13 protein-coding genes are annotated in these 25,310 nt (G+C 37.0%); 3 read left to right on the forward strand and 10 right to left on the reverse strand.

The features are described from left to right. Positions 1–119 precede the first annotated feature (119 nt). Positions 120–1,592, reverse strand: coding sequence for an S-layer homology domain-containing protein (locus tag ACHUFV_RS13780; protein ID WP_394235036.1), 1,473 nt, complete (start codon positions 1,590–1,592; stop codon positions 120–122). A 231-nt stretch (positions 1,593–1,823) separates the two neighbouring features. On the opposite strand from ACHUFV_RS13780, the gene ACHUFV_RS13785 reads away from it, so the two are divergent. Continuing rightward, positions 1,824–3,149, forward strand: coding sequence for an S-layer homology domain-containing protein (locus ACHUFV_RS13785; protein WP_394235038.1), 1,326 nt, complete (start codon positions 1,824–1,826; stop codon positions 3,147–3,149). Between the two features lie 108 nt (positions 3,150–3,257). On the opposite strand, the gene ACHUFV_RS13790 is transcribed toward ACHUFV_RS13785, so the two are convergent. From ACHUFV_RS13790 to ACHUFV_RS13810, 5 genes are all read right to left on the reverse strand, one after another. Beyond that, positions 3,258–4,004: an N-acetylmuramoyl-L-alanine amidase gene (locus tag ACHUFV_RS13790; protein WP_394235039.1), complete on the reverse strand. Its 747-nt coding sequence runs from the start codon at positions 4,002–4,004 to the stop codon at positions 3,258–3,260. A 319-nt stretch (positions 4,005–4,323) separates the two neighbouring features. Continuing rightward, on the reverse strand, positions 4,324–5,256 hold the full coding sequence (locus ACHUFV_RS13795; RefSeq protein WP_394235041.1) for an S-layer homology domain-containing protein: 933 nt from the start codon (positions 5,254–5,256) through the stop codon (positions 4,324–4,326). Positions 5,257–5,477: 221 nt separating this feature from the next. Continuing rightward, the gene (locus ACHUFV_RS13800) at positions 5,478–8,195 is read right to left on the reverse strand and encodes a S8 family serine peptidase (protein WP_394235043.1); all 2,718 of its coding nucleotides are present in this window, start codon (positions 8,193–8,195) and stop codon (positions 5,478–5,480) included. Between the two features lie 198 nt (positions 8,196–8,393). Continuing rightward, complete coding sequence (locus ACHUFV_RS13805) at positions 8,394–11,285, reverse strand: S-layer homology domain-containing protein (RefSeq protein ID WP_394235045.1); 2,892 nt, start codon at positions 11,283–11,285, stop codon at positions 8,394–8,396. 984 nt (positions 11,286–12,269) lie between these two features. Beyond that, entirely contained in the window at positions 12,270–15,101 is a 2,832-nt protein-coding gene (locus tag ACHUFV_RS13810; RefSeq protein WP_394235047.1) for a carboxypeptidase regulatory-like domain-containing protein, read from the reverse strand. Between the two features lie 505 nt (positions 15,102–15,606). Here ACHUFV_RS13810 and ACHUFV_RS13815 point away from each other — a divergent pair. Further along, positions 15,607–17,166 (forward strand): sensor domain-containing diguanylate cyclase, encoded by a 1,560-nt coding sequence (locus ACHUFV_RS13815; protein WP_394235049.1) that lies wholly within the window; start codon positions 15,607–15,609, stop codon positions 17,164–17,166. 157 nt (positions 17,167–17,323) lie between these two features. On the opposite strand, the gene ACHUFV_RS13820 is transcribed toward ACHUFV_RS13815, so the two are convergent. From ACHUFV_RS13820 to ACHUFV_RS13830, 3 genes are all read right to left on the reverse strand, one after another. Further along, positions 17,324–17,968 (reverse strand): acetate uptake transporter, encoded by a 645-nt coding sequence (locus tag ACHUFV_RS13820; protein WP_394235103.1) that lies wholly within the window; start codon positions 17,966–17,968, stop codon positions 17,324–17,326. Between the two features lie 150 nt (positions 17,969–18,118). After that, positions 18,119–20,329 (reverse strand): glycan biosynthesis hexose transferase WsfD, encoded by a 2,211-nt coding sequence (gene wsfD, locus ACHUFV_RS13825; protein ID WP_394235051.1) that lies wholly within the window; start codon positions 20,327–20,329, stop codon positions 18,119–18,121. A 145-nt stretch (positions 20,330–20,474) separates the two neighbouring features. Then, a complete protein-coding gene (locus tag ACHUFV_RS13830) occupies positions 20,475–21,473 on the reverse strand; it encodes a C40 family peptidase (protein ID WP_394235053.1) in 999 nt (332 codons plus the stop codon). A 418-nt stretch (positions 21,474–21,891) separates the two neighbouring features. Between ACHUFV_RS13830 and ACHUFV_RS13835 the strand changes: the two genes are divergently transcribed. Further along, on the forward strand, positions 21,892–22,407 hold the full coding sequence (locus ACHUFV_RS13835; protein WP_394235055.1) for a hypothetical protein: 516 nt from the start codon (positions 21,892–21,894) through the stop codon (positions 22,405–22,407). Between the two features lie 142 nt (positions 22,408–22,549). On the opposite strand, the gene ACHUFV_RS13840 is transcribed toward ACHUFV_RS13835, so the two are convergent. After that, positions 22,550–25,192 (reverse strand): S-layer homology domain-containing protein, encoded by a 2,643-nt coding sequence (locus ACHUFV_RS13840; protein ID WP_394235057.1) that lies wholly within the window; start codon positions 25,190–25,192, stop codon positions 22,550–22,552. Positions 25,193–25,310 lie beyond the last annotated feature (118 nt).

Below are 25,310 nucleotides of genomic sequence, written 5' to 3' on the forward strand. Positions count from 1 at the left end.
TTCGCTCACGGGCACTATCAACCTCAGAATCAGCCTCATTTGTAAACTATAAAATCACCTAACCAAAAAGGAACCCGCAATTTTGTACGGGCTCCTCTAGTTAATACACATTAATCAATTTACTTAATCCGAAAGCTTTCATCCATCGATCTTTGCATGAAAACAGCAAACTGCTCTCTTGTAACGGTTTGGTCTGGGCCATACTCATCTAGTGTGACACCGCCTGTGATTCCGGCAGAGTATAATCTAGCGACCGCATCTGCATACCAATCGGCCTTTATATCCTTAAATGGATGCTGACCGGAAGCTTCCGGAAATTCATATAATCGCTGAAGAACAACGGCCATTTGCGCTCTGGTTAGTGTCCCTTCAGGATCGAATTGGGTTTGGGAAACCCCTCCAAATAATCCTTCATCGACTGCAGCGGCAATTTCCTTATAATATGGATAATCCGTCGGAACATCCGTGAAGTTTGGATTCTCCCGACTATCTAGTGAAACATTGTTTGCACGGGTTAGTAATAGAACGGCCTGCCAGCGTTTTAATGGCTGTCCCATACCAAAGTTGTCATTACCAACGCCATACAAAATTCCTCTATCTACTAAATAATCAATCGCCTCTTCAGCATAATGACCAGCAGGAACATCATGAAACTTCAAGCGCAAATAGCTTGACGCGACATATCCTGTTGAACCGTCACTTCGCTTTACCGGATACCAAACAAAATGATTCTTTCTCGTAGTTACTTCATCGTATACAAACGGACCAGTAACCATTAAAGCTTCTCCCTCTTTTAACGTAACATAGTCACCATCAGTTGTTGCCCTTGATCTTAATTTCACATTTGAAGTAATTATCTCAACCTTTTGACCCGCATTAAAGGAATGCTTGGATTTTGTAAAAGGTAGATTAAACGAATAGTTCTTTGTTACAAATTCGATATTTTTAGTGCTTTGTGAATCATATTGGAAATCACTAGATTTAAAAGGTAATTGAGTTGTATTAACTAGCCCATACTTTTCAATCACTTTATAAATTTTTTCCTGATAGGCATTTGGATTTGGCAGACCAGTCTCTTGAACGATTGGACTGTTCACTGGTTTTATCCCGTTATAGGCCATAATCGCAAAATACCAATGCTCCAAAACATCCCGCTCTTTTCGATTAATTGCAGGAAGGTCCGTTCGATCAAACATCTTATTCAGTATTTGCACACCAGCTTCAATATTATATTGAATATCATTTTTTAACCTTTCCTCATCATACCCTGCCTGATTCGTGATCTGCATAATTCCTATTCCATTATCAGACGTTACAATCGCTTCTCCATTTTCATCAAATTGCTTCCAATCTCCGCTTTCATTTTCGGCAATCGCCTTTACAATTTCCGGTGGAACCTGATATTTTAGAGCCGCTTCCGTTAATAAGCGATTCATTGTTTGAAAGTCTGGGTTCACTCTTTGTTCTGCATTACTCTGGTAGCCTGTATCCGTATTGCCCGCAGCTTGGACATTCCCAGTAACCGCTGCTGCACTTAGCGATAATGAACCAACGGCTACTAAACTAGCAAAAACTTTATAATATCTATTCACTTACTATCAGCACTCCTTTATTTTACTAGAAAGAATAGTATATATAATAGTAGAATCTTATTAAAGGATAACATAGAATTGGATAAAATAATGGATAATACACCTCAAAAACTACACTATCTATTTTTAATCTTGTAGATCCTTCACTATATAAATTTTTATATCAAAAAGGATAATCCATATTTAAGCAGAATTATATGTCTGTAGTTTAAATGTTTAGGGGGAAATTGGATGAAGAGGAAGATGACCAAATTGGCCATTACTTTAGTCATGGCCATTTCGTTGCTGCTGTCGCCTGCCATGGCTTTAGCGGAAAATACAGATAGTCAAAAATTAGACTACCTGGCATTAGGAGATTCACTTGCTGCAGGACGGACACCGTTCGGACAGCATGATAAGGGGTATACGGATTTTATTGCAGGCCAATTAAATAAAATGAATAAGCTGGCAAGCTTTGAAAAACGTTTTGCTGTTTCAGGATATACAACTTCAGATATTCTACATGATATTCAGACAAATGTTGAAAAAGAAGACAGTGCCGGACAAACATTGGCAATCAAAGATGCCATTCAGAATGCTGAGATGATTACGCTTGATGCTGGTGCAAATGATGTACTGCAGCAAATTCAATTTAATGAAACAACCGGGGAAGCAGTTTTTGATCAACAGGCATTAGTTGCTGCATTAAACGGAGTAAAGGAAAACCTTGTAACCATTCTTACTGAAATCAAGTCCCTTAATCCTAGCGCTGATATTTACATTATGGGCTACTATAACCCACTCCCGTATTTACCTCAGCAAACGCAAAGCCAGCTTTTACCTTTATTAACGATCTTGAATTCAACTATCTCAGGAGCAGGCCAGGCTTTCTCTGTCAAATTTGTACCTACTGCAGATGCAATGGCAAGTGCAGTGGCACAGAACCCAGGTGATTATTTACCGAATCCGAAAGATATCCATCCAAGTGAGGCAGGTTATCTTGTATTGGCAAATGAATTTTGGAAAACAATTAATGTCAAAAACAAGATTCAATTTACAGATGAAATTCAGGATTGGGCTAAGGACGAAGTTAATTTTCTAGTGGAAAAAGGGATTATTAACGGATTTGAAAACGGCAAGTTCGGTGCTGACGAGCCTATCAAACGATTGCATAGCGCTATTATGCTAGACCGAGCTATTGTCTATAACGAGCAGCCGGCAGCTAATCCAGGTTATATAGATGTAATAGATACTTCTGACGGCTATAGCATTGTTGCAAAATTGACTGAGCAAGGAATATTTGCCGGTGACAATCAATATTTTTATCCGAATCAATCGCTTACAAGAGCACAAATGGCAAAAATCCTTGTTACCGCTTTTCACCTGCAAGGTTCAGCAGCACATAGCTTTACTGATGTAAATACTACTCATTGGGCTTCAGACTATATCAGCATTCTGTCTGATAAAAAAATAATAAATGGATATGCTGATGGAAGCTTCAAACCAGATCAGTCTATTACCCGTGCTGAATTCTCTGTTATGCTTTCACGCGTAATCAATAAGAGTTTCATTGAGTAGATAAAAATTAAAGGAGTCAAGCACTGCTAAATAAAAATAGCCAACCATTTCTAAAAATGATTGGCTATTTTTATACATAATTACGATTCTCCTAATTTCCTTTATGGCTTAAGGATTGCTTGGCTTATTAATTAAAGCAAGTAAATTATGTCTTAATCGGTTAATAACAATCGCTGCTTCTTCCCGCGTTAATGGTGCCCCTGGTCTTGTTCCATCAAAATAACCGTTTGCTACAGCCTCATCCCAATCCTGCTTTGCCCAATCACTTACAACATGAATATCACGTTCAGCCACTTGTCTTTCCTCCTGTACTGGTTTTTTCGTTAAATTAAATGCCTTTGCTAAACCAACCACATGAGCCCTGGCAACATTTTGAATCCAATTTAAATCCTTCATTTTTGCTGCATCAGAGGGGTTGTCGATAAAGCCGTTTTCTGTGAGCAGCGCAGGCATTGACGATGCATGTATGACATGAAAACGCGCTTGCTTTTTCCCTCTATCCCTTATTCCAATTACCTTTGCAATCTCTGAATGGATACTATTCTGAAAGGAAACGGTTTGCGAATCAACGCCCGCATCGACATAGCTTTCAAATCCGGTTCCTCCTCCGGAATTAATGTGAATCGAGAGATAATAATCTGCTCTCCATCGATTTGCAGCGTTTGTTCGTTCCTGTAGAGTTGGAAATGTATCACCTGTTCGACTCATCATCACAACAACATCACGATACTCTTTCTCCAAAATGTCTCTAATGTTTAAAGAGATGGCTAACGTAACATCCTTTTCCTCTAATCCATTTCCAACAGCTCCAGGATCCGATCCTCCATGTCCAGGGTCTAGGAATAATTTGAACATTACTATCAACTCCTTACTATTTTATATACAAAAATCATGGTTTTTGTGTGGACGATTTACTATTATTAATAAAAAAAAGAGCTTGCATATAAAGGAATGCTAGCTCTACTTTTTGATATTTGAATATACTACTATTAATAGATTCTATTATTCTTTTAGGCTGTGTTAAACATAGTTATTGAATTCCGTTCCAGGCACTACGCTTTCCGCGGGCGACCGCCGAGCCTCCTCGACACTTCGTGTCTCCGGGGTCTCGACTGTCTCGCTTCTCCCGCAGGAGTCTCCGTGCCTTCCACTGCAATCAACCTGCCAACAAATATCAAAACTGTTCTTTAACATAGCCTTCTTTAAAATAGATCTGTCCATATGCCGCTGATTTTACTTGTGCTTCTTCACGGATTCCCTCATAAAGTACATTTCCTTCTTCATCCTTAACTATTATGGTATGGATATTAGCTGCTGGCATGTCAGTTGTCACTGAAAAATACCCGTTCACTACTTCCGCCTCTATGCTAATCTCACTTTCATTAGTTGGTATGACTACTATTATTTTTTCAATCTCAGAAGCTTGCCCCGTAATAGTCACCGATTGGTCCTCATTAATCGTACCTGATAAATCAGATACTAGTACATCCGGTACATTTCGTTCATATTGATTTGCCTTAGATAAAAAGATGGCAAATTGACCGCGTGTCGTTAAGTCATTCGCCCCATATGTCGTTTCACCTGTACCGTTTGTAATCCCGGCATTATATAATGCTTGTACATAATCTGTATAAATTGGATTTACATCTTGAAACGGATGCGCTTCCCCTGCAACTGGAATATCAAAGGTTAAAGCAATCATCTTTGCCATTTCAGAGCGAGTTAACGGGTCATGCGCTCCAAATGACGTTGCGCTCTTACCAGAGACGATTCCCAAATCCTTTAATACATTTACTGCGTTTTGAGCATATTCCGGAACATCCTCAAAGCCTGAGTCTGGCGCTCTATAATTCTCATATCCTAATGCTCTTGTCAGCATGAGAGCTGCGTCTGCGCGTTTGATGTGATAGTCATTTCCAAACTTACCATCACCGATACCATTTACAATCTCATTTGACACTAGATAATCCACTGCATCCTGATAAAACTCAGGTACATCCGAAAATTTATTCGATGATGCTGAAGCTGCAGGTACGATTGATGAAGCGATTATCGCCGCAGTCGCAGCAGATGCAATAAATTTACGTACAGACTTTTGAAAAACCAATTTTCCTTCCCCCTTGAATATGTATGTATTAACCTATCCTCCCTAATACTAGCAAATCATCAGGCCAATTTTCCTATATTCAAATAACCTTAATAATAACTTTACGTTATTTACATTGGGACCGCGAGTTCGGTTCAGACCGCGGGGACGGGTCTCTCGGCTCGATTCAATAAGAAAAGCCCTATAGAGATTCTTCTCTACAGAGCGTTCTTAGTAACCCGTTATCCTTTTTCTGCTATTACTCGATAAAGCATTGTCGCAAACTCAGCACGGGTTATGTTGTTTGTTGGTTTGAACAGGGTTCCATTCTCATAACCATTTGTGACGTTATTGGCCACAAGCGTTTCAATGTAAGAGTATGACCATTGATCCTTATTAACATCTGTAAAAGTGATTTGCCCGCTGCCTTTTAATTCATGTGCACGTACAAGAATAGCTGCCATTTGTTCTCTAGTTAAATTTCCATCTGGATTAAAGCTATTGGCAGTCATTCCATTAATAATCTGCGCATTTGCTGCAGCACCGATATAGTTAGACGCCCAGTGATTTTCGGGGACATCTGTAAACGAGCTTGTCATAAGGGGTAAATCAAGTTGTCTAGCAATAATTGCTGCTGCCTCTGAACGACGGATTGAACCATTCGGGCCGAATGTTCCATCAGGATATCCGCCGATTAGGTTTTCATCGTAAAGATAATTGATTTCCTTTTCTGCCCAATGACCTTGGATATCAGGAAATGCAGCCGTTGAACCTTCGATATAATCAAGACTGAACAGATAAGGGTTATAATTATCAGAATAGTCCTTTAGGTTCGTTAGGACAACATAATATGTTCCCGGTGCGATATTTTCATAAATAAACGATAAAAACTTTAAGTCTTCCATTTCATCTGCATATAAATCCGAATTATCCAGGACTCTTCCCTGTGAATTCACTAACATAGCTGCTGGATCATTGTAATAAGCGGAGTTACTAGTAGTGGTTGTGATAATCAAATCTCCACTTTTAGGTAGATTTACCTCATAAAAGTCTAGATCATCATAGGTTTGGAAATACCCTCCACCTGTGGCACCAAATGGGAGCCAATTCGCTGAGTACATAGAGTCATTCGGTTCCACTTCAGCCACGAGTGAGTTATCATTAACCTCTCCTCCCGTTTCCATTTGGATGGATACATTATAGGGTTGTTCCGACCAGCGTCCATAATAGTCAAATACATCGAGATAATAAGTCCCAGGTTCTACGTTAACTGTTAAGCTATCGGTTCCTCCCATTAGATCACTATCTACTACACCGGCTTCAGTCAATCCATTCCCTTCTAATTTATATAAATTACCAATAAGGTCGATATGTCCCGCAAGATTTGATAGTTCAACTGTTAGACTTGAGTTCTCCTTCACATCAAAAGTAAACCAGTCCGAGTCAAAAGGTAAATCCATATTTTGATTTACAGAAGTGTTGATTTGAATTGTTTGAGCACCGTTTCTACTATCTGAAGCATCCCCTTGTAATGACGGCAGTGCTGACTGTAGAGCCAGCGTGGCATTCGCGATTCCATAGCCGTTGTATTGACTCCAAGCTTTGCCGGTCTTAACCTGTGCCCCATGTTCTAATGCCCACTCAATTTCAGTAGGTCCCCATTCAGGGTGCTGTGCTTTTAGCAGTCCAGCAATTGCACTAATCATAGGAGCTGAGAATGAAGTTCCACTTTTATATGTGTAACCGCTAGAAATGGCAGTGCTGTATATATCTTCTCCTGGAGCTGTTATATCGACGGTGTCACCATAATTGGAAAAATACGCATTTTGATCGTATTCATTCGTTGCAGCAGCACTGATTACAGGTGCATATGAGGCAGGGTAGATCCATTCACTGGAGCTGTCATTACCAGCAGATGCAACCAGTACGATTCCTGCATCATAGGCAGCCCAAATAGCATCCTCCTCAATTGAACTTGAAGAATATCCTCCATAGCTCATATTAATAACATCAGCGTTTTGTTCAATTGCATAATAGATTCCATTTACAATATCAAAAGTTGAAGAACTTCCGGCCGAATCTGTTACTTTCACTGGTAAAATTTTTGCCTGTTGATCAATTCCCGCAATTCCTACTTGATCTGAATTAGCAGCAATAATACCGGCAATAAAAGTCCCGTGACCATTATCATCCGTGCTGTTTTCAGTATTATTCACAAAATTATATCCAGGCAGCACTCTTCCCGCTAAATCAGGATGGCTGGCGTTTACACCTGAATCTAGGATAGCAATGGTTACATCTGAAGAACCTTTCTGAATGTCCCACGCTTCTTCCATTCCGATTTTACTTAAATAGTATTGCTGGGAGTAATCCGGATCTTGAGGGATATACGATGTTTGTTGAATATAATCTGGGTCAGCTGAGATAAAATTGCTATTCTTTTGGAGTTCCAGTAGTTTAGTATCATAATCTACTGAATCTGGAACTCTTACAAGTATTAGCTTCTGCCCATTTGGAAGTTTAGTAGAATTACTAATCTGTACGCCAAGCTCAGCAGCATCAAAGGATGATGTTTCTTTTATTTTTAAAATAATACCGCGATCATTTACAGTCGTTAAGTCTATTCTCTCGACACTTTGGAGTTTCACTTTCATGTCTTTTTTATAGCTTCTTCTTGATTTCTCCAGGTCCTTATCTGTTATAGCAGGTTTCTTTTGTAAAGAAGTGCGGTTGTTTTTATTTTCTGCTTGAAGCTTAGAAAAGTTTGTGAATAATTCTTTTTTAACAGCATTATCCACTATAGAAGGACCGTTCTCTTTTTTACTTACTTGTTTTAGTTCACTCTTTATTTTATCCTTATCTATTACAATATTAAGTTCACTAGCTGCAATGGATTGAGGCAGTATGAACGTAGTACTGATTAAACCGATAAAGAAAAACTTTAACTTTCTCTTAAACATGGAATTGACCACCCCTTTATTACTATTATAATAGACCTAAAAATAATTTTGGGTGGTCAATTAATGGAAACTTTCCCATAAACTCTTTGTTTAAGTTAACTGCCTCATGTCATCACATTTCATAACCTTCATCCTAGAGTTTTCTCTCATGAGAAGAGTAAAAAACACTGCAGATTGCTCTGCAGTGTTTTATCATTATTAGCGCTTGTTTACAACATATTCGTCAGCGTCTTTCTCTCCGTCACCATCAACATCAAAATATTTCACAACAAACGCATTTACACGGTTACCAAATTCATCAGTGATTGCTTTTGAACCGCTGAAGCTTGGATCGTAGTGAAGTGTTGTTGGAACATATCCTTGAAGATCAATATATTCAGAAATTGCTTCAGAACCGATTTCAACTAGTTCAGCATGAGTTAGATTATCAACTAATAATTGTGCAAGCTCTGCTTCAGAGCAGTACACTAATGCTCCAGCTAATGCTTCTGCAGTTAAGTGTTCAACTAACCATGCAGTTAGTTCGTCTTCATTTAATTCTGCAAGTTCATCAATTTCAGTTACAAATGCTGTTGCAATCTCTTCTTTAGTTAAATACTTTGCAATAATAGCAGCCTGTTCTTCTTTGCTTAAGTTAGCAATTAATTCATTCGCAATTTCTTGGGCAGATGCACCATCTTCAAGAATTAAAGATGCAATAACTGCTTCTGTTAAGTTTTCAATTAATCCAGAATCTAAGCCTAAGCCGTCAAATTCTTCAACTGAAAGAACAAGCTTTTTCTTGTCATCTTCATTAATATTAGAAGCTTTCTTGCCGTAAGCTACACTGTTTACCTCTTGATCTAATCTAGTAGTACCAGTGAATAGACGGAAGTCTGGTGCTTCAAAATCTTGAACTTCTTCATCAAATGTAAGTTCAATTGTATCAATGCTTCCATCATTGTCTAAGTCTTTCTCTAATACTTTAATTACTCTTGGAGCGTTAACACTGTTTCTGAATGTAGTAGAAGTTGAAACTGGTCCAACAGCTACAGAATCGCTTTCTTCATAACGATCATCATCTTCATGTGCTTCGTAATCCACTACACCTGTAGCTGTTACATCAGCTGAAGAAGCACCATTTAGAGAATACGCTACAACTGCTACATCAGCATCGATGGCTGGGTTGCTCCAAGAATCATCCTCAATATCACCAGAGATGGTTACTGTACCACCTGGGTAAATATCAACAAAGTTGCTGCCCGCTAAGTCTGATCCCCACTGAGTATCATCTGCACCAACTGCATTCTCCAATTCGGAATCAACTAACCATGGAGCAGGATGTACACGGATTGTATTAGCACCTGTATTTGTAATTGTATAATTCACACGCGCAGTTAAATCATCATCTCTACCATCTGCAGTTGTTGGAGGTAGGAATGGCTTACCACTTTGGTTAAGGAATGTTAATTGGAATCCTTTTACATCCTCAACATTCCAAGATGCATCACCAAAGATTGCTTTTCTAGCAGTATCAGTTAAATCAATCACACCAAGTTTTGCACCTAGTTGACCATTATCTACACGTGATGGCTGGAAGTTTGTAAAATCATCACTAGATGATACCGGCTCTCCAGCTTCAAGTTGTCCGCTTTGTGCATTATTAGCAGAGTTCTGATCAATCCAAGCGATTGGAGTAGCATTATCGTTTACTGCAGTACTAGCTAAAGTAACTTTAGCTTCACCTTTTGAATCTAGTTTAACAACACCTTGTTTTGCTCCAAATTGTACAAAATATGCAGCTTTCGGATTGTTATTTAATACATCATCAACATTTTCTTCAATTGCTACGTTTACATATCCGCCCGCAAATGGTGTTCCATCTGGTTTATTTACTTTAATTACATACTCACGGCCGTTATGCTCGTCACCTGTAATGCTCTCATCGTTATTATTGTCAATAGCGATTGATGCATATTTAGTTCTTTTACCTTCGATTTCAATCTTATATTTTGTTAAACCGAATGTAAGTGCTGGTGCTTTAACATACAATTCAGTATTTTTCTCAAAACGATCATTTTGAGTATTTGGAACCTGTGGTTCTCCACCATCTGTATCATCTTCTTGGTAGCTTCCATCTAGGAATACAATAGGAGTAACCGTATCATTTGTACCAGTTACAGTAAATGTCGCTTTACCATCTTTATCTGTTCTGATTTCAGCAGCTGCTTCTTCACCATCAGTAGATTGGTAAGGAATTACTGATTTATTATCACTGTTTGTAACAGTAACGTTTCTTTGTTTATCTTTAGTTGTTTCTAAGTTTTCTTCAAAAGTAACATTTAGAACAACGCCTTGAAGTGGTAAACCATCAGAGCTTTTATATGTTACAGTGTAAGTTTTTGCTTTACCATTCGCAAGTTCATTACCTTGGCTATCGCCTTCAATAGTAAGAGTTGGTTTAGCAACAGGAGCTGGCTTACCTACCTTAATACGAACTCCTGGTACTTCCGCACGGTGAACAAATACTGGGAATTGACCACGTGTTACATTAGCACCTGGATCAAATTCTCCTTGTGATACACCTGCTACAATTCCAAGGCTAGCAAGAACGTTAACATACTCTTTTCCCCAGCCAGTATTGTCTCTGAAATCTATTTCAACTTCTTTATCTAGTTCTAAACCGTATGCTTCAACTGTCATTTTTGCTAATTCTTCACGAGTAATCGTGTTTTCTGGCTTAAATGATCCATCACCATAACCGTTGATAACACCTGGCTTTTGCGCTTGAAGTGCTGCAACATATTTTGAAGCCCAGTGATCTTTAGTATCTCCAAAGCTAGCTTTTGCATTGTCATCAATATCAAGACCTAGTGCTACTGCAAGCATTTTTGCAGCTTCACCACGTTTAATTTCTGCATAAGGCTGATATGATCCATCAGGATATCCGCCAATTGCACCTTTGCCTACTAAATAATCTACTGCCTCTTTTGCCCAAGTAGGAATTTGATCATTGAAACCTGCTGCTCCTACAGTTAGTCCAGGAGCTGCGGAAGCAACAACTGCAGCTGCTGCAGTTCCAGCGATAAATTTACGGTAAGATTTTGCCATTGAGATATTTCCTCCCCTTTTGTATAAAAGAAATAATTTCTTATATTATCAAAGCTATTCCAAGAATCTATTAATTTGGTAATTATGTAACTCTTAAAATAGCCCCTCAAACGAGTTTTAGTATAGATTGTAATCAGAATATTGTCAATCTTCAAATAAGTGAAAATTACATCTATACGAAATTTTACAAATCCTTTACATGTGTTTATTCATATAAAATAGTATGAATAAATATTTCTAATCACTAACTCTCTGGATCTCCAGAATAATCATTAAGTGTATTCTCATTAATAAAACTAGAATTTATGTATATAAAAAACTAGCATTCTATATAGAGAACGTACTCTTTTAAGAACACCTTAGATACAAGTGTCCCTGTAACTCTGTACTCATTATAAGTTAGAATATTTGATATTTCAACGGTTAATTATCGACAAAGGTTAGTATTTAGTCCCATAGCAATCGATGAATAATTGTTTTTTTTGTCGAACAGCGTATGTTTTTTTCTCGACTGAGTTTTTTAAAACGAACTAATGTCCTGCATTCTTAACTATTAAATAAGGACTCTAGTATGAAAAATATCTTGTAAAAATAAAAAAAGAGACCAAATATAGCAGCGTCCATCTAGAATGCAATTCTTTGTTAAACAGCTACTAAGAATTTTTTCGACACGATTTCTATGATATGTTTTAATTTTTTCAAATATACATAATAATTAAATATTTTTTATAAAGAATATTGTGTTCTTTATTTTGAACTGTTATAATTCAAACAGGCCAACATTGTTCCATGTATTTATTACGTGAGGCTATTTAGGCTTACAATAAAAGGGGAAGATCAATAATGGAAACTGTGGTTGGTAAGCCATTGAGATATTCCTCCCCTTTTATTACTTAACAAGTTAAATTAGATAATAACTTCTAAATAAAAAAGGAGCCCCGTAGATTTTATCTACGGGGCTCCTTTTTTGTCCTATGACAAATATTATTGAATATTAGTTAATTGAATCACTGGTACTGTAACATCTTTACCTTCTACAGTTACTTCACGTTCTGCAACTGTGTAGCCATCTCTAATGACGGCTAAAGTGTATGTTCCATCCATTAATGCTAATTCTGCTGTTCCAGCTTCAGTTGTTGTTAACACTGTTTCAATTGAGCCATCTTCATTGAAGACAACTACATATGCATCTTCTTCGTTCGTATTTGTTTCGTCAACTACACGGAAATTAACCTTGTGTGTATCTGCTACTTCGTTTACTTCAATCTTAAGCTCTTTCTCTTCACCTGATCCAAGAGTTGCAGTTGTATCAATATCAACAAATTCCTCTGGTAAATCAATTTCTAAATCATATGAACCCGCAGAAAGATCTTCGAATGTAATAGATGAACCATTTTCAGCAACCTCACCAGTCAGTTTTCCTGGTACCGCTCCATCAGCAAGGTCTACTGCATCGATAGAATCGTCAAGAAGTTCAGCTAAAATAGTATCTGTAATTTCTACAGCATTTCCTTCATTATCAACAAAGTTTACTGTTAGTGATGCATCCCCACCAACAGCTGGAGAATAATTGACAGCTGACAGATCATCACCTGCGTTCACTACTTGATTAGTCGTGAATGTATCCATGCCAGGACCACGTACGACTACTTTATAAGATCCAGCTTCTACAGATGTTAATTCATATGAACCGTTTGAACCTGTAGTATCACTATATTTTTGATCGCCATCCGCATCATAATAGGTAACTGTTGCATTTGCTATAGGTGATAGAGAGCCGTTTAGGCGGACAAATCCAGCCACATCCCCTGTTATAGCAACAGCATCTAAAGTGATAGGAGCTATTGTTTTTACAGTATTCTTCGTTACTGTTTGTGGTGCAGTTATTTCAGTATCATACCCACTCATAGATACTTCTACTTTATAATCGCCTGCTTCAACACCTGTAAACTCATACTCTCCTGAAGCATTTGACTTCGTTGTAGCTTTAATAGAACCATCTGCATTAAGAAGATTAACCGCTGCTCCTTCTAATCCAGTCACAGTACCTGTTACAACACCTGCTGGTACAACTCTCTTCTCGATGTCCTCGTCACCATCAACTGTCACGTCATAGTTTGCTGTAACGACATGGTCTCCAGACAATCGTAAAGTGTAATTTCCAGGGGCAACACGTGAGAATGTAAATGTTAACGTTTCAATAGTTGTAGCTGCACTATCAGCTGGCAACACAACCGTATCAACAACTGTGTTTCCATTTAAAAGTTCTAAAGTATAAGTTGAATCCTCTATATTAAATACATCATTTAACGCTTCTGCACCAAAGGCAGCATTAATTGTGTGACCTTCTTCAAGCTGAACATCATGAGTTAGATCCGTTCCTTCAGCAACTTCAATCGTAGTATTATAAATGGCAGAAGTTTCAGTGTTGTCATCTACAACAATTGTATACGTTCCACCTAGTAATTTAAGGTTATCAAACTTGTATGCTCCATCTTTAATTTCTGCCGGCTCAGCTGCTAGCTCTCCATCAGCATTTTTAAGCAGAACTGTACCTGTAGTTACTTTTGTATTGTCTGCATTAAGAACGGCTCCTGTTAGATCCATTGCAGCAATCGCATCTAGTTGGATACCATTAAGATTGTTCACAACTTCTTCTTTATCTAACGTAATGGTTTGAACAAACTCTTTATAGTCATCAAGTGTAACCGTTTGGCGATATTCAGCACCTAATTCAAGTGCATTCTTTGCATCAGTTTGATTGATTTCATAAGCTCCATCTTCTGCAGTAACATCTGCAACAGTTACCCAAGCATCTGATTCTTCATCATACGATTCAAGCTTAACTTTTGCATCAAGTGGCGCTCCTGTTGCATGATCAACAATTACACCAGAAACCTTAATTGCTGAAGTATTAATTTTTGCTCCAATATCTTTTGTAAATGAAGTTACTTTATCTGCTGATACGTTAACTTTCTCAACAACTGTTTCAAAGCCATTAGCTGTGATTGTTGCATCATACGTCCCAGGAGCAATATTTGTTATAGTAAAATAGCCTGCTTCATTTGTTGTTGTCGTTTTCCCATCAATTGTTACCGTTGCACCTTCAATACGAGTATCATTTGTAACAATAAATCCGGCAACACCAGAAGCTAATGCTTCAGGAATTTTCACATCGATACGAACATCTTCCTTTTCTGTACGGTGTACAAATGTAGCTGCTTCTGCACGTGTTACCGTATCAGTTGGAAGGAACATTCCGTTTTCCCCGCCGACAATACCTAAACTTGCAAGAATATCGATTGCTGCTTGAGCCTCTGCATAGTTTGCTTTATCCGGGAACTCAACCTTTGTAGCTTCGTTAAGCTTTAATTGTGGATATGCTTTAACAATCATTTTTGCAAAGTCTTGACGAGAAATCTTTTGGTCAGGCTTGAAAGTTCCATCACCGAATCCACCGATGACACCTTCAGTATTATTTACAATCGCAGCAACATAGCTTGATGCCCAGTGTGATTGAGGAATATCATCAAAATTAGCTTTTTTACTTTCATCAATTTCAAGACCTAATGTTAGAGCAAGGATTTTAGCTGCTTCTGCACGAGTAATATCATTGTTTGGCAAGAATGTTCCATTCTCATAACCATCAAGAACATTTTTTCCTACTAAATATTCAATTGCATTTTTCGCCCAATGTCCTTGAACATCCGTAAATTCAGCTGCAAAACTTGCTGTAGGTACTACTGAAACTACTACTGCAGCAGCTGCTGCACCTGCTAAAAATTTACGGATGTTGTTTTTTGTTGATTTTGTCATTGATGAAATTCCCCCATTAATTGTTTATTTTTTAAATTAACTATTCTTATAAAAATACTGTGATTAAGATATTAAAAAAAATGTTTTAACTAAGTTCTTAATTTAGTGGGCTGCTTAACAACCTCACCTCTGAAGTATATCAAAAATATACTAGGAAAAAAGACCTTATGACTAATTACATATAACTACCAGGATATACAGCTTTTTCTTCTATAGTGATAAATCTTTATATATCACGTAATTCCCCAGTATTAAAAATAAAATCCACTTCAAATCATGTGTAATAAATATCATATTCCGAATGGTTACTTACCATTATAATTAGTGGATTAATGACAAATTTTAGCACGAGATACTATAGTAGGAATATAAAAATCAGACTAAAATCAATTAATCCAGTAAATGATTAGAGTGAAAATAAGTATTTTATACTATCAATCCATAGTGTTATTTGGTAAAATTATACTATATAGGTGTTTTGATGCTGCGAAAGGGGAACACATATATGTCTATCAAAAAGGGGATTAAGCTCAAATTTGCCATTAGTCTGTTGGCGGTGTTTATCGTTTGCAGCACAACCATTGTGAACTGGTATTTATCCGTTCAAGCATTAAAAGACACCTTAACAGAAAATTATCTCGAAAATAACTATCGTTATGCAAAAAAAGTATCATTAAGTACGAGTGACTTATTTTTTAATATGCAGCAAAATCTGGGAACCTTAGCCAAAATCCTTGGTAGGAAGGAAATGAGTCAGGAGGATTTGGATAGTTGGAAGGAAGCTAGTGCCGGGTATTTTAACTCTATTTTTACCACAGATGAGACCGGAGTTGTTCAATTAATGACGCCGCCGGCCGTACCGAATAATAAAGGCGGCGTCAAGCCTGGAGTCCAAATTACATCAGATCTGATGAAACAGGCGTTAAAGGATCAGAAGCCCTTTGTGTCAGATCCCTATTTGGCGCAGACCGGTAACTTAGTTGTCCTTATCTCCTATCCTATTTTCGACACGTCCGGTACATATAAAGGTGTCGTTGACGGAACCATTTATTTGGAAAGTGACAGCTCGTTAAAGCGTATCTTGAATCAACATGTGTTCCATGATGAATCATCTGTTTTTGTTGTTGACCGATCAGGGAAGATTATTTATCACCCTGATTCCAGCCGCATTAATGAATCAGTGGCAGACCATCCACTTGTAAAAAAGGTCATCGAGGGTAAAAGCGGCTCCGGCGAAATTATTAATAGCAGAGGCCATGAATATTTTTCCGGATATGCCTATGTAGATCAGACAGGTTGGGGAATCATTGCACAAACACCTACATCTGTTATTGAAAAACCACTTCAAGACTTAACGGAACAGATCATTATTCGTTCTCTTCCTCTTCTATTGTTAATCTATTTGCTTGCTTGGTTATTTACGAATCACCTCTCGAAACCGATAAACCGATTAGCGAGATATTCCGAGGAAGCCACCCAAACGAATAAAACTGGTGAAATTCAGCATTTGGAGATCAAGTCACAAATATACGAAGTAAAGCAGCTTTACAAGCATATTCAAAAGCATTTTCAGCTTTTAAATACACAAATCCAACAGGACGGCCTTACAGGCTTAGCCAACCGCAGATCCTTTGATTTAGAAATAAATGATTTAATTTTAAGGAAAACACCTTTTTCAATGATTATGATTGACATTGATAATTTTAAAAAGGTTAATGACAAGCATGGTCATTTAGTAGGTGATGATGTCTTACGATTTATCGCCTCCATCATGGATGACGTCTCTAGAAAAGAAGACCTATGCTATCGATACGGCGGGGAGGAATTTGCGATTCTTTTGAGGAATAAAGAAGTGGAGGATGCCTATGCACTGGCAGAGCGCCTGCGTCTCAAGCTGTCCTACACACCAAGCCCTGCCGGTTATCCAATCACGATCTCTCTTGGAATTTCCACCAGCCAAAAGGATGACAAATTCCCAGAGGACATTATCAAAAGAGCAGACAGCGCACTCTACCAATCCAAACGAGCTGGCAAAAATAAAACAACCATTTATGAATTTAGTTAGGAAGCAAGGGGACGGTTCTTTTGCTTCCTTTTTTTTGTGGATTATATTTGATGAAGCTTTACTGAAAACATAGAAAGAACTCTGCAGATTTTATCCGCAGAGTTCCTTTTGTTATACAGAGATATAATCTCACTATAGTTTTGAAAGTCTCATTTGACTATGCAGCTTTTCTTCCAGCTCTAGTCTGTTTCTTAAAAATACCAAATGGTTTTCCAACAGGTAAAACAACTTGGCCAAAGTGAGTATTCAAAACAGCTGCTGCCGAGCCGTAGAATGACAACAGCGCAATAAGCAATTCAGAAAAAGCGGCGAACATATGAGAAAATTCGTAGGCTATCTGGAATGAGCTTAAGGACAATCCTATAAATAAGCAGTCAATTAAAACGAAAATAAAGAACAATACTTTGTGTGTCTCCATGGCGCCAATCGTCATAAAGACGCTGAAGATTAAGTAGCCGATGAATGCAACACCAAGCTGCTTAGAGTCTGCATTTGCCAATAGGGTTTCGCCAAAAGCACCCATTTGAATTAACCAGGTTGCTCCGACACCAAACCAAAACAATCCGAATGCACTAAATGCCGTTGTTCCAAATACATTGTTATGCTTCGAATCTAACCAGCCTGCAATTAATTGTGCAAGGCCTCCCAAAAAGAATGCCCATGGGAGGATTAATGATGTACCTTCCGTTAAGCCTAATTTTTGTGATGATGCAACAAGCGTTACCATCGCTAAGCCAAAAAGCCCAAGTGCGGATGGATCTGCCACCGTGATTTTTACTGAGGTATGATTTTGATTATTCATGATGATGCCTAATTCCTCCTTAGTCATGTACCTTTCTAAAGATACAAAAATCCATCCTGTTTGTCGATAGAGTTAAATGGATTTTTGCGACTGAATTATGACAAAAACATGACTCTTAATATGTAGGAATATTTTAACCTGATCAGGAGGTTATTTGAGTAATGGACTATTTTTGTTTAGGTAAATAGCTGGAGCTATATCTATATCTGCTGTATTTGAATGCTTATGGTAGACAAAGCCATCTTTACCTACCGTTCTAGTCATGCTTATGCTGTAATAATAAGGCGTTCTTAACCAATACTCCTCTTTGTCACCAGATGTACGGTTTGTTTTAACTGTTGATATTTTATGATTGTATACATACTTTTTTAATTGCTCTACATCAAGTAAAAAAACCTTGTCGTAGGAATAATTAAAATACGCTCGATTATAATTTTGGTCAACATAAGGTACGATGCTTGTCCAATTAAATGGTCTGTCTCCGCCCATTTTTTGTTCCAAAAGATGATATGGCAGTATATTTTTTAGCTTTGTTTCATTAATCATTTCTTTTTCATTCTCGGAAAAACTGCTTAGGAAATCCTTGTTTAACCATCTTCTCAAGTCCGAGTTCTCCCAATAGTTTGATCCATAGTTGCTTTCATTTTGCGCAAGTGATTCATCGGATTTATCAAAAGCTTCCACATGAATCGTATCCTTTAACCACAAAAGGACCCCTTTTTCATCATTAATATCTATGACGGTCCATTCTAATGGTTTATTTTTGAACTGACCCATTGTGATCGTGTCACCAATTGATAGGGTATTATCAGATTTTGTGAATGATAGATTCAGCAATAGTGTAAGGATTAGTAAACCTGCGACACATCCGTAAACGTATTTATTACGAAGCTTTTTTAAAACTATTCGATCTAACAACCATAGCAGTCCTATTAAAATCATAAGATCAAAACAAATAGTAAAAAGAAACATGTGTTTCTGCAAATCCGCTTCCCCATTACCTACGATTGGAATAATAAATTGTCCAGCGGCTGTACATAACAACAGTAGATTGGCTGCTAGTTTAATAAGGAGTTGATAATCTTTATTTTTACTTCTAATAAATAGGAATAATTTATAACTTAGAACCGTTAAATAAACAAAGGAATATATCATAATAATATAAAAGGCAAATCCAACGGTTTTCTTTCGTAGGTTCTCCCATAGAGAAAACCTTTCCGTAAATAATAAGCTTTCCTCGGAGTCCTTCTTCTCGTAATTACTTAGATAGGAAGGTTTTAAAAAGACGCTATTGTCTGCAGACACCTCTAGCTTTTCAATGAATCGATTGGGATGTGTGACATAGAACTTAAGCACATCAACATAGGATGCCTTTTCATATACCTCTTTTGTTAATTCATCGCTGTAAACATCCACAAATCCAGTAGATCCATTTGTATCGTCCAGTATGCTATATTTTTCATTAATCCCCATATCCTTCAAATCTTGTTCAGGAGATGGTGAATCCTTTAGAACTCCATAAAAGATCGTGTTATAGTTATTTAATTTTTTCATCCATGTTGGAGCTTGTATGTACGATATGACAGAGAAAAGAAGGATGGTTGCCGCTCCACCTATAATTATGAGTCTTGATAGCTTCTCTTTACGAATAAAAAGAAACAAAAGACTAAATAAAGCAAGCAGTACCCCAACAGGTGTATTTGCCACCTTTGCACCCGTAAAAATAATACATGAAATGAAAAATAATAATAATGGGAGCTTCTTTTCCTCCCCATCATGGATCATCCATGAAACAAAGCCAACAATTAAGAAAAAGGAAACTAAAATAGCTGCCTCACCATAAAAGGAGTTAAAATAAACAAGATAGCCGATATCGCAAAACATAACTATAGTGAGCAATAGTTGAACAATCTTAAGCTGTGGTTTTTGAAAATTAGATTTTAGATTAAAAAGAAAAAGACCTAAGGAATAAAAGATTATATAGGTTAATCCGAGGATTCGAATATCAAAGACAGCGGTATCTTTATGAAAAACTAATTTGGCAAAGTAATTCCCCAGCATAGCAATTTTAATAAAAAAACTTTGTGTCGTTGAATAATCCGATTGGTTTTCAAGCTTAAGCGCAATGATGTTTTTTATGGACGTTAAAAAAGCTTGTTGATTATTTACGGTGGACAAATGAAAATCCTCTAATGCGTAATAAAACCGCGGAACGTTATCCATTATAAAGCCAAATGGCTGTATAACCCTCGAATAATCACCATTATCTGCAATCCCAATAAACGGCTTTGCCAAAAGTAATAAGGTTAAAAATATTAAGAAAACTAAGTACAGACTTAAATTATTGATTCTTTTTTTCATTTTTCTCTCCCTGAGACAAGGTGACAGTCTTGCCCCTAATTTTTATCATACATGTTATTATTTATCAATGCTCGTAACTAACTCTATACATAAAAACACTGGAGATCTACTCCAGTGTTTTTAATAGAAGGATTTTAACTGCACATTATTGTGTAACATTCATAGCGTTATAGATGGCTGCTGAGAAAGCGGCGCGTGTTGCTAATGCGTTTGCATTGTAGCTCTCTCCTGTGAACATTGTGGTTGTGTCAATATTGCTCATCGTTACAATTGCGTCATGTGCCCAAAAGTCAGGGCTAACATCAACAAAGGATCTTCCTGCCGCTGTGAAATTACTTGTTTGAAGGCTAAATGCACGTTCAACAATCACAGCCATTTCCGCTCTTGTCATATAAGCATCCGGACGGAAGGTACCATCAGGAAACCCTTTTAGGATGTTTAATTCCTTGGCTGCTGCAATATATTTAGCGTAATAGCTAGTTGTTGGAACATCCACGAAGGAATTTAGGCTCGCAGGCTCTTTATTAAAAACTCTTGTCACAATTGTTGCAGCCTGTGCACGAGTAATATTCGTTTCCGGTCGGAAGGTTCCATCTCCAAAACCATTAATAATTCCCTTTGAACTTAATGTTGAAATCGCAGTTGATGCAGGATTACTTGCAGCTACATCGTAATATTCGCCGGGTTGATACTGGATCACACGTGTTGCACCGTAATATTTTGGTCCCCAGTACGAGCTGCTTAATGAATCAATTTTGATACCCTTGCTGCTTGTCGCACTGATAAATTCGTTGTTTCCAATATACACTCCTGAATGAGTGATGCCCGCTTTATTATAAGTCTTCTCAAAAAATACTAAATCACCAGGTTGTAGGTCTGCTTTGGAAACCTTTGTTCCTGCGTTATATTGATCAGCAGATATTCTTGGTAAACCAATTCCGACCTTTTCAAAAACAAAACGAATGAACCCTGAGCAATCAAAGCCGCTTGGCGTAGTACCGCCATATTTATAAGGTACTCCTATGTATGATTTAGCGATGTTAATTACTTCTGCTTGCTTATTACTTGCGGCTGATACCGACTGAAAGGGAAGAATTCCTATTAATAGAACAATAATCAAGATGCGTGTAAGACGCTGCCCCATGCTGTCACCTCTTTAGATTTCTTGTAAAATTTTCTCTCAAATTATCAAATTATGTTTCAACTGTTTCAATAACTTTATTCTATCAGATTCAAAGAGATTTTTATTTTACTATTTCGTTACAACTCTCTATGAATATTTACAAAATTATAAATTCGGTTAATTTGATGATTGAAAAAGGCTTTAGGAAAGCGTTTTCTAATTTCTATCGTAGTTGCCGAATTAGGTGTGGTACATTCTTCCAGTAGCTCAGCACCATTCAAAACGGTAAATATGGGTTGTTTATAGTTACTAGAATGTGAGAAACATGATGGTATATGATGAAAAAAGCATTTATTTGAATTACGTTTTTAGTAGGAAAGCCTTCTATGATGAAGAATTATTAGTAGAAGGAAAGGCTTTGAAGAACTGGAGGAGCGCGATGTTAACATTTTACAATCCACAGGAAGTGACGATAAAGCAAATCAATCGCATTTGTCATGAAGCAGATGGTAAGCTGAGGTTATTTTTCCAAATTGCTCCAACGATTCAGACGCTTCTTGGGGAATCAGAGGAAATGGAAGTGCTTGGACGGGTTTATGATAATGGTTTGCTTATTTTTGATTCCTCCCAACTAATTAATCAACGTCCGAGTCAGGTAGAATTATTTGATCCATACGTCTCTCCTTTAGAGCAAAGACAGAAAATCCTTCATAATAAATTCAATGATTCTGCAATTATCCACAATAGATCCCTAATTTATTTTATTGAATCCATCGATTACCTCGATTTTTTCAAGGAAATTTCCAAGCTTCAACTTCTAGAAAAATATAGAGCTTTTATGTATTTTCAAAGTGCTGAAGTGCAAATAATAGAGCAGTTGGAGTTAGTTAAATCAGCTGTAAAAGAGCTGAAGGAAGGTGGGACAGTCACGGATTTAATTCAAATTGAGAAATAACATTTGAATCATATTACTGGTTCATTATTTAAAATAATATAAGAAAAGCCCTATAGTACCGCAGGGCTTTTCCTACTTATTCTATTGTAAAGAGACATTGGAACGTGTCATTACATATTCCAACAATATGTCAAACAATCTCTTATTTTAATACTATATCAAATGTATAGACCGTCTCATTTGCTGGTACAGCTTTATCTTTTAAAGATGCAGTGATTGACAATTTATTATCTTCAAGACCATCTAATTTAGCAAGTGCATTTAAGAAGGAATCATTTCCTTGAATTTCATCAAAAATAACTTGGAATTTGATAGCATCTATGATAACCTTCCTAGATTCTGCATCAACCTTATTCAATTCAGTAAAAATAGTCCTAAAATTAATCGCATTTATAATCTGAATTCGAGTATCTGGGTTAATATCCCTAGCGGCTTCAAAAAGTTCATTAAATTGTATAGAATCAATAACTTCACTTTTAGAGGTTGTACTAGTTTTATCAATCACTTCAAAAACGTCACTAAAATCAATTGCTGTATAAAGTTCTTCAACAAATGTTGAAGATTCAACGCTTTTATTTTTAATTGCGTTAGAAATGTCCGAAATAGTCTGATCATCAAGACTCTTGATACCACCAGTAACAAAATCATTCAGTGTTTCGGAAGTAATTATCCCATTATTCAAAAGAACCCACCCAACCTGTGGAGTAAGGATTCCCTGAAGATCTGTCTCGTTTGTGTTTACGTCATTTATTAACACCTTGAGAATATTTCCAAAATCGATCGCATTTAGCACTTGTTGTTTCTCTTCCGAACCAATTTGGGATTTATATACATTTAAAATAGATTCAAAATTAATTGCACTATATAAAGTTGGTTTCAAAGAACTATATTTAGACAGTTCTTCCGAAATTACTGGTAAATTCACAGCGTCAAAAAGAACAAAATGATCCATTAATGAGATTGAATTATAAAAGTCTGTAAAGTTAATTTTTGAGAAATCAATATCATCGACACTTAATTGTGAAAAATTAAGGTTAAGAATAGTATTTGGTACCTCTTCTTCCAGTGTGAATGTACCTAAACTTCCAATGTTCCCTACTTTAAGGGTTAGGTTGCTATCTTCAGAAACAGCTACTTGTGTATTGCTAGAGATTGGCCAATTGAAAGTGAAAGTTTTATTACTATCATTATATTCTGCAGAAGTAATACTTGATATCGTAGGTTTTACATTATCTTCATTCTCGTTGTCATTTCCACCTGGGGGTGTTGTTCCGCCACCCGGAGGCGTTGTTGTTCCGCCACCTGGTGTTTCAGGCTCTGTTGATGGTTTATCTGTAACATTTTCAATCTTATCCTTTACTTGATCATAATTACTAATGATATCTTCAACTTTTGCCCCTTCTGGAATAACTAGATTCGTAATGGAACCAGTAATATTTAACTTTACTGGAGCATCACCAGTTACAACAAGATTCGTAATGGTTGCAGCACCTGTAAGATTTAATGTTTTATTACTCTCCAAGACTAGTGATTCAACCTTGGCATTAAGCTCTAAGCTGCTAACGTTCTCTGAAACTGTTAGTTTCTGAATCGTAACAGAAGAATCAGCAGAAATTGTTGCGTTGCTTGTAACAACCATCTCACTAATAGAAGTGTTACCCTGTGGTTCAACACGTACATCTGGTTTATTTACTTCTACCTGCTTTAATTTGCCATTCTTAAATACAACTGTATTTGTGTCACCGCCATTAACAATCGTTTTACCGTTTACTTCTATATTATCTGAATAAAAATCGTGCTGTAGTTCTGTACCAATTTCAAGGTCACCTGAAATTTCAAGATTATTGATTGAGATATAGTCAGCGCTAATTTTAAAATTGCCATCAATAACAGCATTTCCGCCATCCAAAACTAAGTTCCCGCTAAATTCTTCCTCACCTGTTTTGCTAGCTTCACCGCTAGATATAATTTCCAAATAAGTGATTTTGTTGATTGTTTTATTATTAGCTTCAAAAGTAATAATGGCATTCTCCAAAATCTCTTTATTATCTTCGTTAAAAATACCCTTTAATTCATTTGAAAATGAATATTCTACTCCATTTATTGTTACAGCTGTATCTGTCACATTTTTGATTACTTGTGATAGGTTTTCAGATCTGTAGACTAGTGTTGCTGCTTCTCCACGAGTTAACAATCCTTCTGGAACAAAAGTGGTAGGCGTTCTTCCATTAGCAACTTCATTTTCAACTAATACTTCTACATAATTCGCGTACCATGCGTTCTTATCAACATCTGTAAAGGTGTTTTTAACATTTTGATTTTTATCTACTAAATCATATGCTTCCACAATGATTTTAGCCATTTCAGCACGTGTAATGGTAGAGTCTGGCTTAAAGCTTCGGTCACCATATCCACCCACAATATTAGCCCCCGCAAGAGCTGCTACATAGGGGTAATACCATGAACCCTCGGCAACATCTGTAAAATTAGGATTTATAACATTTTTTGTATCTAAGCCAATCGCTGCTGTAATCATTTTAGCAGCTTCTGCACGTGTTACATTTTTAAATGGCAAAAACGTTCCATCCGCATAGCCGTTAAGTACATTTTGTGCCGCTAATGCTTTAACCGGTTCGGTAAAGAACCAGCCATCTGCTACATCCGAAAAACTTACACCTGCAGCTTCTACATTTGCAGGAATAACTGAATTACCTGCAACAACTGCTGCAGATGCTACTACCGTTGTAGCTAAAAACTTTTTGTACGATCCTTGTTGATGATTCATTAATTAATCCTCCTCATTTATTTCATTGCAAATCAATTATGCTTTAAAAACGTTTTAATATCCTAATATTTGTTAAAAATAACATTAATATCTTAATAGATTATATCAAAAAACCGTT

This window comes from Niallia oryzisoli (genome assembly GCF_043641075.1).
Lineage (GTDB): Bacteria > Bacillota > Bacilli > Bacillales > Cytobacillaceae > Bacillus_BD > Bacillus_BD oryzisoli_A.